This window comes from Dermacoccus nishinomiyaensis (assembly GCF_900447535.1).
In the GTDB taxonomy this organism is placed as follows: domain Bacteria; phylum Actinomycetota; class Actinomycetes; order Actinomycetales; family Dermatophilaceae; genus Dermacoccus; species Dermacoccus nishinomiyaensis.
In genome coordinates this window covers 1,161,085-1,178,343 of sequence record NZ_UFXX01000001.1, presented here as the reverse complement: position 1 = coordinate 1,178,343, position 17,259 = coordinate 1,161,085, and the positions used below count along the sequence as shown (strand labels likewise).

Annotated in this window: 8 protein-coding genes; 7 read left to right on the top strand and 1 reads right to left on the bottom strand. The window is 67.0% G+C overall.

The features are described 5' to 3' along the window. The first annotated feature begins 58 nt into the window (after positions 1–58). From DYE07_RS05580 to tuf, 7 genes are all read left to right on the top strand, one after another. Positions 59–3,529, top strand: coding sequence for an ATP-binding cassette domain-containing protein (locus tag DYE07_RS05580; protein ID WP_006946251.1), 3,471 nt, complete (start codon positions 59–61; stop codon positions 3,527–3,529). 394 nt (positions 3,530–3,923) lie between these two features. Beyond that, positions 3,924–7,409: a DNA-directed RNA polymerase subunit beta gene (gene rpoB, locus DYE07_RS05575; protein WP_006946069.1), complete on the top strand. Its 3,486-nt coding sequence runs from the start codon at positions 3,924–3,926 to the stop codon at positions 7,407–7,409. Between the two features lie 165 nt (positions 7,410–7,574). Next, positions 7,575–11,471 (top strand): DNA-directed RNA polymerase subunit beta', encoded by a 3,897-nt coding sequence (locus DYE07_RS05570; protein ID WP_115296518.1) that lies wholly within the window; start codon positions 7,575–7,577, stop codon positions 11,469–11,471. Between the two features lie 381 nt (positions 11,472–11,852). Further along, the gene (gene rpsL / locus DYE07_RS05565) at positions 11,853–12,227 is read left to right on the top strand and encodes a 30S ribosomal protein S12 (RefSeq protein ID WP_006946105.1); all 375 of its coding nucleotides are present in this window, start codon (positions 11,853–11,855) and stop codon (positions 12,225–12,227) included. Further along, positions 12,227–12,697, top strand: coding sequence for a 30S ribosomal protein S7 (gene rpsG / locus DYE07_RS05560; protein ID WP_006946238.1), 471 nt, complete (start codon positions 12,227–12,229; stop codon positions 12,695–12,697). Before rpsL ends, rpsG begins: the two co-directional genes overlap by 1 nt. 103 nt (positions 12,698–12,800) lie before the next feature. Continuing rightward, entirely contained in the window at positions 12,801–14,915 is a 2,115-nt protein-coding gene (gene fusA / locus DYE07_RS05555; RefSeq protein WP_006946174.1) for an elongation factor G, read from the top strand. Between the two features lie 117 nt (positions 14,916–15,032). Next, positions 15,033–16,229 (top strand): elongation factor Tu, encoded by a 1,197-nt coding sequence (gene tuf / locus DYE07_RS05550; protein ID WP_006946303.1) that lies wholly within the window; start codon positions 15,033–15,035, stop codon positions 16,227–16,229. 98 nt (positions 16,230–16,327) lie between these two features. Here tuf and DYE07_RS05545 read toward each other — a convergent pair whose 3' ends face one another. Further along, complete coding sequence (locus tag DYE07_RS05545) at positions 16,328–17,182, bottom strand: hypothetical protein (protein WP_131940629.1); 855 nt, start codon at positions 17,180–17,182, stop codon at positions 16,328–16,330. Positions 17,183–17,259 lie beyond the last annotated feature (77 nt).

Genomic DNA, 17,259 nt, shown 5'->3' with positions numbered 1-17,259 from the left:
TGACGCGCGCGATATTCGAGTGCGGTTGTCGGTGTTCACCCGTAGCCTGTGACGTGCCATGACGACACCACCCGCGCCGCACGCCTCGCCATCCCGCCAGATCGGATGGCGACGCATCGCCGTCCCCAGTACGTGGGCCGCCGTCATCCTCGCGGCCGTCACAGCGTTGGCGACGACGGCGGCGTCCGTCATCGCGGGCCGGCTGGCCGAGCACACGAGCGCTCGCCTCGTGACGCTGCTGGCCGTCACCGTCCTCGGTGGGGCGCTCGTCGACACCGCGGGGCGCTTCCTGTGGGCGGGCATGGTCGATCGTGCCGCCGGGCAGCTGCGTCGCGACCTCGTCGACGCGGTGCTCGCGCAACCGCTCGAGGCCCTGTCGGAGCAGGCGGGCGGTGAGATCCTCGACCGTGTCGACGACGACACCCACGAGATCTCGAACCTGCTGCGTCAGCAGATCTGGATGGTGCTGCGGATGACGCTCGCCATGGTGCCGATGTGGATCGTCGCGGGTATCACGTGGTGGCCGGCCTGGGTGCTCTTCCCGCTCTTCGCGGCGCTGACGTGGGTGCTCATGCGTTCCTTGCTCGCCCCGATCGCGGCGGGCAAGGTGCTCGAGGAGGCCGCCTGGACCGAGCACGCCGCCATCTTCGAGGAGGGCGTCGCGGGCCGCGACGACATCCGCACGAGCCTCGGCCAGCCGTTCGTGGTCGCGCGCCTCGCCAAGCTGTCGGCGCGCGTGCACGAGCGGTTCCTGGCCGTCGTGCGCCTCGAGGTCAAGCTGCTGCTGCGCACCGGCCTGTCGCTGCACCTGCTGCTCGTCCTCGTCGTGCTCGCCGGTGTCGCGCTCGCCTCGCGCACGTCGATGTCGGTCGGTGATCTCGTCACGATGTTCCTCGTCACGAGCACGTTCGTCGGCATGCTGGCACGGGTCGCCGAGCAGTTCCCGGACATGCAGGCGGGCCTCGGCGCCATCGTGCGCCTGCGCGCCCTCCTGGCCGTTCCGGCCGAACCCGAGGGCGGACGAGCGCTGCCGGAGGGCCCGCTGGATCTCGACGTACGTCACCTCGACTTCAGCTACGGCACCGGCACGTTCGCGCTGCAGGACGTCGACCTGCACGTGCCGGCCGGGTCGACTCTCGCCCTGGTGGGACGCACCGGATCCGGCAAGTCGACGTTGGCCTCCCTCGTCTCGCGCGCCGTCGAGCCGCCGCCCGGTTCGCTCTTCCTCGGCGGCGTCGACGTGCGCGACCTCGACCTGGAGGCGCTGCGCGGGGGCGTCGGTGTCGTCACGCAGCGCACCGAGATCCTCGCCGGCACGCTGGCGGAGAACATCACCGTCTTCGAGCCGCTGCCGCGCGCTCAGATCGAGGACGTCGTCGAGACGCTCGGTCTCGGCCCGTGGGTCTCGACCCTGCCCGACGGCCTCGACACGGTGCTCGGCCCGGGTGGCGTGAGCCTGTCGGCCGGCGAGGAACAGCTGCTGGCGTTCGCCCGTCTGCTCGCACGCGACGTGCGCGTCATCGTGCTCGACGAGGCGACCGCCCGCATGGATCCGGTGACGGAGGCCCGCGTCGTCGCGGCCTCTGCACGGTTGCTCGAGGGGCGCACCGGCATCCTCATCGCGCATCGTCTCGGCACCATCGAGCGGGCCGACTTCATCGGCGTCATGGAGCGCGGGCGCCTCGTGCAGTTCGGTCGCCGTGACGAACTGCTCGAGACACCCGGTTACTTCCGCGACCTCACCGAAGCCGCCGGCGCGTCCGCCGTCCCCGCCCCGGACCACGAGGCCCCGCACGTCGCGCACGCGCGACGCACGGGCGCGGCGCCCGTCACGCGCGACATCCCCGAGGGTTCGTCCCTCGCACGCGCGATCATCAACGCGCTGAAGGTGCGGCCCGAGTGGGGCGTCGTGGCCATCTTCGCGTTCCTCGCGTTCTCCATCTTCGGTGCCATCGGCAGCGTCACGGGCTGGGCTTGGGGTCACACCGTGCAGGCCCTGGCGGACGGCACCCCCGCATGGGGTTGGGCCGCAGCGGTCGCGGTGTGCGTGATGCTCGGCCCGGTCTCGCTCGCGGTGGCCGTCATCCGTTACCCGCGGTGGTGGATCGAGATCTCCCTGCGGGTGCGCATGCGCGTGCTCATCGGACAGACGGGGCAGCACCGGCTGCCGCGCACGCCTCCCGGCGAGGTCGTCGCGCGCGCGATGGATTCGGATCGCTTCGTCCGCTATGCCGACCGGTGGATCGACTTCACCAACGGTTTCGTCATCGTCGTTCTCACCGCTGTGCTCGGTGGCACCTGGCTCGCGGGTCTCGTCCTGCTCGTCATCATGGTCGGCTCGGCGCTGGCCTCCGCCCTCGGACGGCGCGTGGCGGGCCGCTCCGCCGCGCGGGCGTCGGCGTCCCGTGCCCAGTTCGGTCGCGCCCTCGTCTCCTCGCTCGAAGCAGCGCGCACCATCAAGCTCGCGGGTCGCACCGGGCGCATCCGCGAACACCTCGCCGCCGTCGACCGCACGCGCGTCGAGGCCGCGGTGCGCGAGCACCGAGTCGCCGCCGTGCTCGACGGCGTCCCGACGCTCATGGTGCAGGCAGGCATCGTGGCAGCCTGGGCGGGGGCGCTGTACGGCACCTGGGGCCTTGCGACGGCGCTGCTCGTCGTCAACGCGGCGTCCAACTTCGACTGGTTCGGCCGGGTCGCCGGGTCGGTCGTCACCGAGGCGCCCGGAACGCGGGCCTGGCTCAGGGCGACGAGCGAACTCGCCGGCGGGGCCGATCTCGTCGACCTCCCGGCTGGCCTCGACCTGCCCTCCGGTGCGGCACCTCAGGTACCTGAGACGCCGAGGGAGCCCTTGCGCGAACTGGCGTTGCGCGACCTCGCCGCCCTGCACGATGACGGGACGGTCGGCGTCGAAGGCGTGGATCTCACCGTCGGGCAGGGCGAGCTCGTGCTGCTCCTGGGCGCCGTGGGCTCCGGCAAGTCGAGCCTGCTGGCGGCACTCGCGGGGCTCGTGCACCACACCGGCTCGCTCACGTGGAACGGACGAGAGGTGAGCGAGCCAGAGCTCTTCCTCCGCCCCGGCCAGGTCGCCTACGTCGCCCAGACGCCCCGAGTGCTCTCCGGCTCCTTCGCCGAGAACGTGCTCCTCGGTCACGAGCGCGAGTTCGACACTTCCGTCGACGCTGCGCGTCTCACCCCCGACATCGACAACGCGGGCGGCCGGGACAGTCTCGTCGGCCACCGCGGGGTGCGCCTGTCCGGTGGGCAGGTTCAGCGGCTGGCGCTCGCGCGAGCCCTGTCGACGGAGGCCGAACTGCTCCTGGCCGACGACGTCTCGAGCGCGCTCGACGCGCGCACCGAGCTCGAGCTGTGGGACGCGTTGCGTGCGCGTGGCAGCGCCGTCGTCGGGGCGACGTCGAAGCGTTCGGCTCTCGCCCGGGCCGACCGCGTCGTCGTCCTGGAGGCGGGCAGGGTTGCGGACGCCGGCCCGTGGCGTGAGCTCGAGACGCGCTGGTCGCACCTGGCGGGGTGACGGGCGACCGGCGCGTCGCTGCTTGACTGTGCGCCCGCCCTGCGTCATTCTCGTGGGGTCAAGACGGCGCCGGGGGAGGCGCCGGATCATAGCGGTCGATGCGGTCCACCCGGGCTCGTCAGGATGGGCGCGCGGTGCGACAGACTCGGGTTCCGAGTTCGTCGGCTTGCATCCTTCTTCTCTGGGTACTATCCTGCTATTTTGCGCTGCCCTGTCTGCGCCTGCCCCCGACACCCGATCCGGATTCCGCGTCAAGACGCCACCACGAAGAGCTGCCCGCTCTGCTTGGTCGCGACATCATGACGCCGGCCGTCCGAGGAGCGTCGAGGGGGGAGGACCCGTACGGCAGGTGGCGCGCACTGCCGATCTGTAAGGCCTCTGGAAGGGACCCTCCTTGGCTGCCTCGCGCACCGCGACCCAGACTCTGTCCTCGGCGAAGACTGCCTCCGGCCGTCTCACCTTCGCCAAAATTCGTGAGCCCCTCGAAATCCCGGATCTGCTCGCGCTGCAGACCGAGAGCTTCGACTGGCTTCTCGGCAACGAGAAGTGGCAGGCCCGCGTGGCCGCCGCCAAGTCGGAGGGCCGTGTCGACGTGCCCGAGCGCTCCGGTCTGGAGGAGATCTTCGAGGAGATCTCGCCGATCGAAGACTTCTCCGGCTCGATGTCGCTGAGCTTCCGCGACCACCGATTCGAGGACGTCAAGTACTCCATCGAGGAGTGCAAGGAGCGCGACATGACGTACGCGGCTCCGCTGTTCGTCACGGCTGAGTTCATGAACGCCGAGACGGGCGAGATCAAGAGCCAGACGGTCTTCATGGGCGACTTCCCGCTCATGACGGACCGCGGCACGTTCGTCATCAACGGCACCGAGCGCGTCGTCGTCTCGCAGCTCGTCCGTTCGCCGGGCGTCTACTTCGAGCGCTCCATCGACAAGACCTCCGACAAGGAGATCTACACGGCGAAGGTCATCCCCAGCCGTGGTGCGTGGCTCGAGTTCGAGATCGACAAGCGCGACATGGTCGGTGTCCGCGTCGACCGCAAGCGCAAGCAGTCCGTGACGGTGCTGCTCAAGGCGCTGGGCTGGACCGAGGCTCAGATCCTCGAGGAGTTCGGCCAGTACGAGTCGATGCGCGCCACCCTGGAGAAGGACCACACGGCCGACCAGGACGCCGCGCTGCTCGAGATCTACCGCAAGCTGCGCCCGGGCGAACCGCCGACGCGTGAGGCTGCCCAGCAGCTGCTCGACAACCTGTACTTCAATGGCAAGCGCTACGATCTCGCGAAGGTCGGCCGCTACAAGGTCAACAAGAAGCTGGGCGTCGACGGCGGGCTCGAAGACTCGACGCTCGGCATCGACGACATCGTCGCCACCATCAAGTACATCGTCGCGCTGCACGCCGGCGAGGAGACGATGAAGGGCACGCGTCACGGCGAAGAGATCGACGTCCGCGTCGAGATCGACGACATCGACCACTTCGGCAACCGCCGCCTGCGCAACGTCGGTGAGCTCATCCAGAACCAGGTTCGCACGGGCCTGTCCCGCATGGAGCGCGTGGTTCGTGAGCGCATGACGACGCAGGACGTCGAGGCCATCACGCCGCAGACCCTGATCAACATCCGCCCCGTGGTGGCGTCGATCAAGGAGTTCTTCGGAACGTCGCAGCTGTCGCAGTTCATGGACCAGAACAACCCGCTCGCCGGTCTGACGCACAAGCGTCGTCTGTCCGCGCTGGGCCCCGGTGGTCTCTCGCGGGACCGCGCAGGCATGGAGGTCCGTGACGTCCACCCGTCGCACTACGGCCGCATGTGCCCGATCGAGACGCCGGAAGGCCCGAACATCGGTCTCATAGGTTCGCTCGCGTCGTTCGGTCGCATCAACCCGTTCGGTTTCGTCGAGACGCCGTACCGCAAGGTCGTCGACGGCCAGGTCACCGACGACGTCGACTACTTGTCGGCGGACGAGGAGGACACGTTCGTCATCGCGCAGGCCAACGCGCCGCTGACGCCGGACAACCACTTCGCCGAGGACCGCGTCATGGCGCGCACCAAGGGCGGAGAGGCGAGCGACGTCGCGATCGAGGACGTCGACTACATGGACGTCTCGGCGCGTCAGATGGTGTCGGCCGCGACCGCACTCATCCCGTTCCTCGAGCACGACGACGCCAACCGCGCCCTCATGGGTGCCAACATGCAGCGTCAGGCGGTGCCGCTCGTTCGTTCGGAGGCTCCGCTCGTCGGTACCGGCATCGAGTACCGTGCGGCACTCGACTCGGGTGACGTCGTGCGAGCCACGAAGGCGGGTGTCGTGCAGGAGGTCTCCGCCGACCTCGTCACGGTCGCCAACGACGACGCGACGTACTCGACGTACCGCATCGCGAAGTTCACGCGCTCGAACCAGGGCACCTGCTACAACCAGCGTGTCGTGGTCAACGAGGGTGAGCGCCTCGAGGAGGGCGCCGTCATCGCTGACGGCCCCGCCACCGACGGCGGCGAGATGTCGCTCGGCAAGAACCTGCTCGTGGCGTTCATGCCGTGGGAGGGCTACAACTACGAGGACGCGATCATCCTGTCGCAGCGCCTCGTGCAGGACGACACGCTCTCCTCGATCCACATCGAGGAGCACGAGATCGACGCCCGCGACACGAAGCTGGGCCCGGAGGAGATCACGCGGGACATCCCGAACGTCTCCGACGAGGTGCTGGCCGACCTCGACGAGCGCGGTATCATCCGCGTCGGCGCCGAGGTTCGTGACGGCGACCTGCTCGTCGGCAAGGTCACGCCCAAGGGTGAGACCGAGCTGACGCCGGAGGAGCGCCTGCTGCGCGCCATCTTCGGTGAGAAGGCCCGCGAGGTCCGCGACACGTCGATGAAGGTTCCGCACGGTGAGACCGGCACGGTCATCGGCGTCAAGGTCTTCGACCGTGACGAGGGCGACGAGTTGCCCCCGGGCGTCAACCAGCTCGTGCGTGTCTACGTGGCGAACAAGCGCAAGATCACCGACGGTGACAAGCTCGCCGGCCGTCACGGCAACAAGGGCGTCATCTCGAAGATCCTGCCGGTCGAGGACATGCCGTTCCTCGAGGACGGCACGCCGGTCGACGTCGTGCTCAACCCGCTCGGTGTTCCCTCGCGAATGAACCCCGGTCAGGTGCTCGAGCTGCACATGGGCTGGGCCGCCTCGCGTGGTTGGAAGATCGAGGGTGACCCGGAGTGGGCGGCCAAGATCCCGGCCGATGCACGTGAGACGGGCCCGAACACCCGTATTGCGACGCCCGTGTTCGACGGTGCGCGCGAGACGGAGATCCGTGGCCTGCTCGAGTCGACGAACACGACGCGCGACGGCGTGCGCCTCATCGGCGACTCCGGCAAGGCGCAGCTGTTCGACGGCCGCTCGGGTGAGCCGTTCCCGGAGCCGGTCTCCGTCGGGTACATGTACATCCTGAAGCTGCACCACCTCGTCGACGAGAAGATCCACGCGCGTTCGACGGGTCCGTACTCGATGATCACGCAGCAGCCGCTCGGTGGTAAGGCGCAGTTCGGTGGTCAGCGCTTCGGTGAGATGGAGGTGTGGGCCCTCGAGGCCTACGGCGCCGCATACGCCCTGCAGGAGTTGCTGACGATCAAGTCGGACGACGTGACGGGCCGCGTCAAGGTGTACGAGGCCATCGTCAAGGGCGAGAACATCCCCGAGCCGGGCATCCCGGAGTCGTTCAAGGTCCTCATCAAGGAGATGCAGTCGCTCTGCCTCAACGTCGAGGTCCTGAGCAGTGACGGCACCGCCATCGACCTGCGCGACTCGGAGCAGGAAGTGTTCCGGGCCGCGGAGGAGCTGGGCATCGACCTGTCGCGCCGCGAGCCGAGCAGCGTCGAGGAAGTCTGATCACGGCGCCCGACACGCGGTGGGTCGATCGAGATGATCGCCCGGCCCACCGCGTGTCGGATCAGCCGGCGCAGACGTAGGTCCGCGGCTCGAACGAGCCGACCGGACAACCACAACAGCAACGATCAGACTTTTCAGATTTAGGCGAGAGAAGGAATCAGCAACGTGCTGGACGTCAACTTCTTCGACGAGCTTCGCATCGGCCTCGCGACCGCGGACGACATCCGCGAGTGGTCGCACGGCGAGGTCAAGAAGCCCGAAACCATCAACTACCGCACCCTCAAGCCCGAGAAGGACGGACTCTTCTGCGAGAAGATCTTCGGCCCGACGCGCGACTGGGAGTGCTACTGCGGCAAGTACAAGCGCGTCCGTTTCAAGGGCATCATCTGTGAGCGCTGCGGCGTCGAGGTCACGCGTTCCGCGGTTCGTCGCGAGCGCATGGGCCACATCGAGCTCGCCGCGCCGGTCACGCACATCTGGTACTTCAAGGGTGTCCCGAGCCGTCTGGGCTACCTGCTGGACCTCGCGCCGAAGGACCTCGAGAAGGTCATCTACTTCGCGGCCTACATGATCACCTCGGTCGACGAGGAGCAGCGTCACGCCGACCTGCCGTCGCTCGAGAACCAGATCGAGGTCGAGAAGAAGGAACTCGAGAACCGTCGCGACGCGGACATCAACACGCGTTCGACGAAGCTCGAGGCCGACCTCGCCGAGCTCGAGAAGGAGGGCGCCAAGGCTGACGCCCGCCGCAAGGTCCGCGAGTCGGCCGAGCGCGAGATGACGCAGATCCGCAAGCGCGCGGATCAGCAGATCGAGCGCCTCGAGCAGGTCTGGGATCGTTTCAAGAACCTCAAGGTCCAGGACCTCGAGGGCGACGAGATCCTCTACCGCGAGATGCGTGACCGTTTCGGTCTGTACTTCGAGGGCGGCATGGGCGCTGCGGCGCTGCAGAAGCGTCTCGAGAACTTCGACCTCGACGCCGAGGCGGAGCTGCTGCGCGAGATCATCGCGACGGGCAAGGGCCAGAAGAAGACGCGTGCGCTCAAGCGTCTGCGCGTCGTCACGGCCTTCCAGCAGACCGAGAACAAGCCGGCCGGCATGGTTCTCGACTGCGTCCCGGTCATCCCGCCGGACCTGCGCCCGATGGTGCAGCTCGACGGTGGCCGTTTCGCGACGTCCGACCTCAACGACCTGTACCGCCGTGTGATCAACCGCAACAACCGACTCAAGCGTCTGCTCGACCTCGGTGCGCCGGAGATCATCGTCAACAACGAGAAGCGCATGCTTCAGGAGGCCGTCGACGCGCTGTTCGACAACGGCCGTCGTGGCCGACCGGTGACCGGTCCGGGCAACCGGCCGCTCAAGTCGCTGTCCGACATGCTCAAGGGCAAGCAGGGTCGTTTCCGTCAGAACCTGCTCGGCAAGCGAGTCGACTACTCGGGTCGTTCGGTCATCGTCGTCGGTCCGACGCTCAAGCTGCACCAGTGCGGTCTGCCCAAGCAGATGGCGCTCGAGCTGTTCAAGCCGTTCGTCATGAAGCGCCTCGTCGACCTCGAGCACGCGCAGAACATCAAGTCGGCGAAGCGCATGGTCGAGCGTGCCCGCCCGGTCGTGTGGGACGTCCTCGAAGAGGTCATCCGTGAGCACCCCGTGCTGCTCAACCGCGCGCCGACGCTGCACCGTCTGGGCATCCAGGCGTTCGAGCCGCAGCTCGTCGAGGGCAAGGCCGTCCAGATCCACCCGCTCGTCTGCTCGGCGTTCAACGCCGACTTCGACGGTGACCAGATGGCCGTCCACGTGCCGCTCAGCTCCGAGGCGCAGGCCGAGGCCCGCATCCTCATGCTCTCGAGCAACAACATCCTCAAGCCCGCCGACGGTCGTCCCGTGACGATGCCGACGCAGGACATGATCATCGGTCTGTTCCACCTCACCTCCGAGGTGCTCGACGCCGACGAGATGAAGGACGAGGACATCCGCGCGTTCTCGACCGTCGCCGAGGCCCGCATGGCCTTCGACGCGGGCGAGATCAAGATCGGCACGCCGATCTCGGTGCGTCTTCGCGACTTCGTCCCGACGGCCGGCACGGTGCTGCCCGACGGCGTCGAGGCGGACCAGAACGGCTTCGTCTCCGAGCTGCGGATCCGTACGACCCTGGGTCGCGCGATCTTCAACGGCACGCTGCCGGAGGACTACGAGTACATCAACAAGCCCGTCGACAAGAAGGTCCTCTCGGCCATCGTCAACGACCTTGCGGAGCGTTACTCGAAGGTCCAGGTCGCGGCGTCGCTCGATGCGCTGAAGGAGACCGGTTTCCACTGGGCCACGCGCTCGGGCACGACCGTCGCCATCTCGGACGTCGTCATGCCCTCGAACAAGGACGAGATCCTCGAGAGCTACGACGCCAAGGCCGCGAAGGTGCAGCTGCAGTTCGACCGTGGTCTCATCACGGACGACGAGCGCCGTCAGGAGCTCATCGAGATCTGGACGCAGGCGGCGAACGAGGTCTCCAAGCAGATGGAGAACAACTTCCCGAAGGACAACCCGATCTACCGCATGGTCAACTCGGGTGCCCGTGGTAACTGGTTCCAGCTGCGCCAGCTCGCGGGTATGCGAGGCCTCATGGCCAACCCGAAGGGCGAGATCATCCCGCGTCCGATCAAGGCCAACTTCCGTGAGGGCCTGTCGGTGCTGGAGTTCTTCATCTCGACCCACGGTGCACGAAAGGGTCTGGCCGACACCGCTCTGCGTACGGCCGACTCGGGTTACCTGACGCGTCGTCTCGTCGACGTCTCGCAGGACGTCATCATCCGCGAGGAGGACTGCGGCACGAAGCGCGGTCTCGTCCTGCCGATCGCGCAGCGCAACTCTGACGGCCAGCTGGTCGAGCACGAGGACGTCGAGAGCTCGGTCTACGCCCGCAACGTGGCGCAGACGGTCGAGATCGACGGCGAGACGTTCCTGCAGGCCGGCGACGACCTCGGTGACGTCGCGCTCAGCAAGCTGATCGACGCCGGCATCGAAGAGGTCAAGGTCCGCTCGGTCCTCACCTGTGAGTCGCGCGTCGGGACGTGTGCGAAGTGCTACGGCCGTTCGCTCGCGACCGGCAAGCTCGTCGACATCGGCGAGGCTGTCGGCATCATCGCGGCGCAGTCGATCGGTGAGCCGGGCACGCAGCTGACGATGCGTACCTTCCACACCGGCGGTGCCGCGGGTGACGACATCACGCAGGGTCTGCCCCGAGTCGTCGAGCTCTTCGAGGCTCGCACGCCGAAGGGTGTCGCCCCGATCGCGGAGGCATCCGGAAAGATCGAGATCGAGGAGACCGACAAGGCTCGTCGCATCAACCTCATCCCGGACGACGGCTCGGAGCCGCACGCCTACCCGGTGAGCAAGCGTGCGCGCCTGCTCGTCGAGGACGGCCAGCGCGTCGAGGTCGGCACGCTGCTCGTGCAGGGTGCGATCGACCCGAAGCAGGTGCTGCGCATCCTCGGCCCGCGTGAGGTGCAGAAGCACCTCGTCGACGAGGTCCAGGGCGTGTACCGCCAGCAGGGTGTGTCGATCCACGACAAGCACATCGAGGTCATCGTGCGTCAGATGCTGCGCCGCGTGACGATCATCGAGGCGGGTGACACCGACCTGCTCCCGGGTGAGCTGGCCGACCGCGCGCGCTTCGAGGACGCCTCGCGCAAGGCGATCGCCGAGGGCGGACGTCCGGCGTCGGGTCGTAGCGAGCTCATGGGCATCACGAAGGCTTCGCTAGCCACCGAGTCGTGGCTGTCGGCGGCATCGTTCCAGGAAACGACGCGCGTCCTCACCGAGGCCGCCATGAACGTGAAGAGCGACCCGCTGCTCGGCCTCAAGGAGAACGTCATCCTCGGAAAGCTCATCCCGGCGGGTACCGGCCTCAGCCGTTACCGCAACGTCAAGGTGGAGCCGACGGAGGAGGCGAAGGCCGCGATGTACGCGCTGCCGGACTACCAGCCGTACGACTACCCGGTCTTTGGCCCGGGCTCGGGCGAGGCCGTCCGACTGGACGACGCGACGCTCGGCTTCGACAGCTGATCGACGCAGATCCACGCCGCGAGGGGCATCTCCTGCACAGGCAGGGGGTGCCCCTCGCGGTCTCCTCAGGTTCGTCGGCGTGTCGCGTTGCGGTCGGAACGTGCATGCTCCCGCGATTTGGCCGGGGCCCGGGAGAGTCGGTAAACTACTCGGGTGCATGGCAGGAGTCTGTCCGGACTCCACTCATGATCACACCCTCGCCGGGCAGTCGCCGCGATGGGTCGGGCACGGCGTCTCGAACGTCGTGCATGCGCCCCGCGACGAAAGTGCAGGGGAGGGGTCGCGCCTGTTGCGCCCTTCGGCGCACGATCCGCGACGAGACCAAGGAGCCTGCGATTCATCCTGCAGGCAGAACAGATACGACACGTTCGGAGAACTAGGTTGCCTACGATCAACCAGCTCGTCCGCAAGGGTCGCCAGGACAAGGCCACGAAGGCCTCGACTCCGGCTCTCAAGGGCAGCCCCCAGCGACGCGGTGTGTGCACCCGCGTCTACACCACGACCCCGAAGAAGCCGAACTCGGCTCTGCGCAAGGTCGCCCGTGTGAAGCTCACCTCTGGCATCGAGGTCACGGCTTACATCCCGGGCGTCGGCCACAACCTGCAGGAGCACTCGATCGTGCTCGTGCGTGGTGGCCGTGTGAAGGACCTTCCCGGTGTGCGCTACAAGATCATCCGCGGCGCGCTCGACACCCAGGGTGTCAAGGGCCGCAACCAGGCTCGTAGCCGCTACGGCGCCAAGAAGGAGAAGAAGTAATGCCTCGTAAGGGTCCTGCTCCTAAGCGCCCCCTCGTCGTCGACCCGGTCTACGGTTCGCCGCTCGTCACGCAGCTCGTCAACAAGATCCTGCTCGACGGCAAGAAGTCCATCGCCGAGCGCATCGTGTACGACGCCCTCGAAGGTTGCCGTGAGAAGACGGGTACCGACCCGGTCGTGACGCTGAAGCGCGCTCTCGACAACATCAAGCCGGCCCTCGAGGTCAAGTCCCGCCGCGTCGGTGGTGCGACCTACCAGGTGCCGATCGAGGTCAAGCCGGGCCGCGCGACGACGCTGTCGCTGCGCTGGCTCGTCGGCTACTCGCGTCAGCGTCGCGAGAAGACGATGACCGAGCGTCTGATGAACGAGATCCTGGACGCCAGCAACGGTCTGGGTGCCGCGGTCAAGCGCCGCGAGGATACGCACAAGATGGCCGAGTCGAACAAGGCCTTCGCGCACTACCGCTGGTGATCGCGGTTGGGTCGGCGGCCCGTCCTCTCCGTAGGATGGGTTCGGGCCGCCGTCCCGGCTCGCTCCAGCTACTCACACTGAACTTCGAACGAGAAGAGACACCGTGGCACAGGACGTGCTGACTGACCTCAAGAAGGTCCGCAACATCGGCATCATGGCGCACATCGACGCCGGCAAGACGACGGTGACCGAGCGGATCCTGTTCTACACCGGCGTCAACCACAAGATCGGTGAGACGCACGACGGTGCGTCGACGACCGACTGGATGGAGCAGGAGAAGGAGCGTGGCATCACGATCACGTCCGCTGCTGTGACGTCGTTCTGGAACGGCACCCAGATCAACATCATCGACACGCCGGGCCACGTCGACTTCACCGTCGAGGTCGAGCGTTCCCTGCGCGTGCTCGACGGCGCCGTCGCCGTCTTCGACGGCAAGGAGGGCGTCGAGCCCCAGTCCGAGACGGTCTGGCGTCAGGCGGACAAGTACGACGTTCCGCGCATGTGCTTCGTCAACAAGATGGACAAGATGGGCGCGGACTTCTACTTCACCGTGCAGACCATCAAGGACCGTCTGGGCGCCGAGCCCCTCGTCCTCCAGCTCCCCATCGGTGCGGAGAACGACTTCATCGGTGTCGTCGACCTCGTCGAGATGCGGGCGCTCGTGTGGCCCGGTGACGCCAAGGGTGACGTCACCATGGGCGCCAAGTACGAGATCCAGGAGATCCCGGCCGACCTGCAGGCCAAGGCCGATGAGTACCGCAACGCGCTCGTCGAGCGCGTCGCCGAGTCGGACGACGACCTCATGGAGAAGTACCTCGGTGGCGAGGAGCTCACGACGGCTGAGCTCAAGGCCGGCATCCGCAAGCTCACGGTCAACTCCGAGCTGTACCCGGTCATGTGTGGTTCGGCCTTCAAGAACCGCGGTGTCCAGCCGATGCTCGACGCCGTCGTCGACTACCTGCCGAGCCCGCTCGACGTCCCCCCGATGATCGGCCACAAGCCGGGCGACGAGGAGACCGAGATCACGCGCAAGCCGGCTCTCGACGAGCCGTTCTCGGCCCTGGCGTTCAAGGTCGCCGCGCACCCGTTCTTCGGTTCGCTGACCTTCATCCGCGTCTACTCGGGCAAGATCTCCGCCGGCTCGGCCGTCGTCAACTCGACGAAGGGCAAGAAGGAGCGCGTCGGCAAGCTCTTCCAGATGCACGCCAACAAGGAGAACCCGGTCGAGGAAGCACAGGCCGGTCACATCTACGCGGCGATCGGTCTCAAGGAGACCACCACCGGTGACACGCTGTCCGACGTGAACGAGCAGATCGTTCTCGAGTCGATGACGTTCCCGGAGCCCGTCATCTCCGTGGCCATCGAGCCCAAGACGAAGGGTGACCAGGAGAAGCTCTCCACGGCCATCCAGAAGCTGGCTCAGGAAGACCCGACCTTCCAGGTCGAGCTCGATGAGGAGACCGGTCAGACCATCATCCGAGGCATGGGCGAGCTCCACCTCGACATCCTGGTCGACCGCATGAAGCGCGAGTTCAAGGTCGAGGCAAACGTCGGTGCGCCGCAGGTCGCCTACCGCGAGACGATCCGCAAGGCCGTCCCGAAGTACGACTACACGCACAAGAAGCAGACCGGTGGTTCGGGCCAGTTCGCGAAGGTCCAGATCACCTTCGAGCCCCTGGACACGGCCGAGGGCGAGCTCTACGAGTTCGAGAACGCCGTCGTCGGTGGTCGCGTGCCGCGCGAGTACATCCCGTCGGTCGACAACGGCATCCAGGATGCGATGCAGCAGGGTGTCCTCGCGGGCTACCCGCTGGTCGGCATCAAGGCGATCCTCGTCGACGGTGCCTACCACGACGTCGACTCCTCGGAGATGGCGTTCAAGATTGCCGGTTCCATGGCGCTCAAGGAGGCCGTCCGCAAGGCCGACCCCGTGCTCCTCGAGCCGATGATGGCTGTCGAGGTCCGTACGCCCGAGGAGTACATGGGTGACGTGATCGGTGACATCAACTCCCGCCGTGGCCAGATCCAGGCCATGGAGGACGTCAGTGGCGCCAAGGTCGTTCGCGGCCTGGTTCCGTTGTCGGAGATGTTCGGGTACGTTGGCGACCTCCGTTCCAAGACGCAGGGTCGTGCCAACTACACGATGCAGTTCGACTCGTACAGCGAGGTTCCCCGGAGCGTCGCGGACGAGATCATCAAGAAGATCCGGGGCGAGTGAACGGGTTCATCCCCGTCGATTGACCCGTACACCACCTGTAACCAACAGACGCGTCCCGGCGCCTTCACCCGAAGGCGACACAGCGTTTGACCAACACAAGTCCTGAGGAGGACCCAAGTGGCGAAGGCAAAGTTCGAGCGGAACAAGCCGCACGTCAACATCGGCACCATTGGTCACATCGACCACGGCAAGACGACGCTGACGGCAGCAATCTCCAAGGTTCTGCACGACAAGTACCCCGAGCTCAACCCCTTCACGCCGTTCGACGAGATCGACAAGGCGCCCGAGGAGAAGCAGCGCGGCATCACCATCTCGATCGCGCACATCGAGTACCAGACGGAGCAGCGTCACTACGCTCACGTCGACTGCCCCGGTCACGCTGACTACGTGAAGAACATGATCACGGGTGCGGCGCAGATGGACGGCGCCATCCTCGTCGTCGCCGCGACCGACGGTCCGATGCCGCAGACGAAGGAGCACGTCCTCCTGGCTCGCCAGGTCGGCGTTCCCTACATCGTCGTCGCGCTGAACAAGGCTGACATGGTCGACGACGAAGAGATCATGGAGCTCGTCGAGATGGAGGTCCGCGAACTGCTGTCCTCCTACGACTTCCCGGGTGACGACCTGCCCGTCGTCCAGGTCTCGGCGCTCAAGGCGCTCGAGGGCGACGCCGAGTGGGGCGACAAGCTCATGAACCTCATGAACGCTGTCGACGAGTCGATCCCGGAGCCGGAGCGCGACATCGACAAGCCTTTCCTCATGCCCGTCGAGGACGTCTTCACGATCACCGGTCGTGGCACCGTCGTCACCGGTCGCATCGAGCGCGGTGTCCTGAACGTCAACGAGGACGTCGAGATCGTCGGTATCCACGAGGGTCCGGCTGCCAAGACGACCGTCACGGGCATCGAGATGTTCCGCAAGCTGCTCGACGAGGGTCGCGCGGGTGAGAACGTCGGTCTGCTCCTTCGCGGCATCAAGCGCGAGGACGTCGAGCGTGGCCAGGTCGTCGTGAAGCCGGGTTCGATCACCCCGCACACGGACTTCGAGGCTCAGGTCTACATCCTGTCGAAGGACGAAGGTGGCCGTCACACGCCGTTCTACGACAACTACCGTCCGCAGTTCTACTTCCGTACGACGGACGTCACGGGTGTCGTGCACCTGCCCGAGGGCACCGAGATGGTCATGCCCGGCGACAACACCGACATGACGGTGGAGCTCATCCAGCCCATCGCCATGGAGGAAGGCCTCAAGTTCGCCATCCGTGAGGGTGGTCGTACGGTCGGCGCCGGTCGCGTCACCAAGATCATCAAGTGATCTCGCTCCCGTGAGGGAGTGACATCATCGAAGAAGGGCCCGAGCACCGTGAGGTGCTCGGGCCCTCCTGCGTTCCCGATGGTGCGCTGCGACGGGTGTCAAGCACCACTGCCGCTCTGGCCGACGAAGCACTGCGTGGGGTGCCAGTGGCTTGGGGCGGCGCCGAGATCGAGGGTGAAGGTACCGCTCTTCGCGCCACCGTCGTCGGCCATGCCGTTGCCGACGACGACACGTCCGCTCGCGCGCTCGTAGCACACCGCGCTGAAGCCATAGACCTGCGACTCGGGGCCGGCCGCATATTTGCCGGTGATGCGGGGTCGAAAACCTTCGTACCCGTCCGGAATGACCTTGACATCGGAAACCGCGATGTCGTCTGCGTGCGGGTTGGGCTCCACCTTGGTGATGCGCATGCGCACCTTGACGCTGCCGGCGGGCGCCTTGCTCAGGCCGTTGTCGACCTTGGTCATCTGGCGGCCCTTGCCCACGTTGATGGAGCTCTCAGCCGTCGCGAGCACCTTGTTGTCGCCGTCCAGCATCTCGTACTGGATCGTGGCGACGCCGGGGCCGGTGCCATCGATCTTCCAGACGCTGTACAGCTTCGCGTACTGGGAACTCGGTTCGGATTTGTATCCGCCCGCCATGACGACGCTCGCGTTCGTCATCACGGAGCCCGCGGGCGGCGTCACCTTCTCGGGTGCCTTGGGACGGGCGCCGGTGGGGCCGGCGGCCGCAGCGTCACTGCCGGCGGAGGCGGACGGCGGTGCCGAAGAGGGTGAAGTCTCGGCGGCACTCGACGACGACGATGTGGGGGAGGACTCCGTTGCCGTGGACGCAGACGACGTCGGGGACGAGGCCGAGCCCTTGGTGGTCGCGGCCTGCTCGTCCTGACATGCCGTGAGGGACAGCGCGGCGGCGAACGTCAGGGCCGCTGCTGCCATGCGGGGGGTCTTCATCGTGCTCTCCTCTGCCTCGGGTCCGTTCGTGGTCTCGAACGCGTTCATGGCTGTGACGGCACCGGCGACCGAGCGGT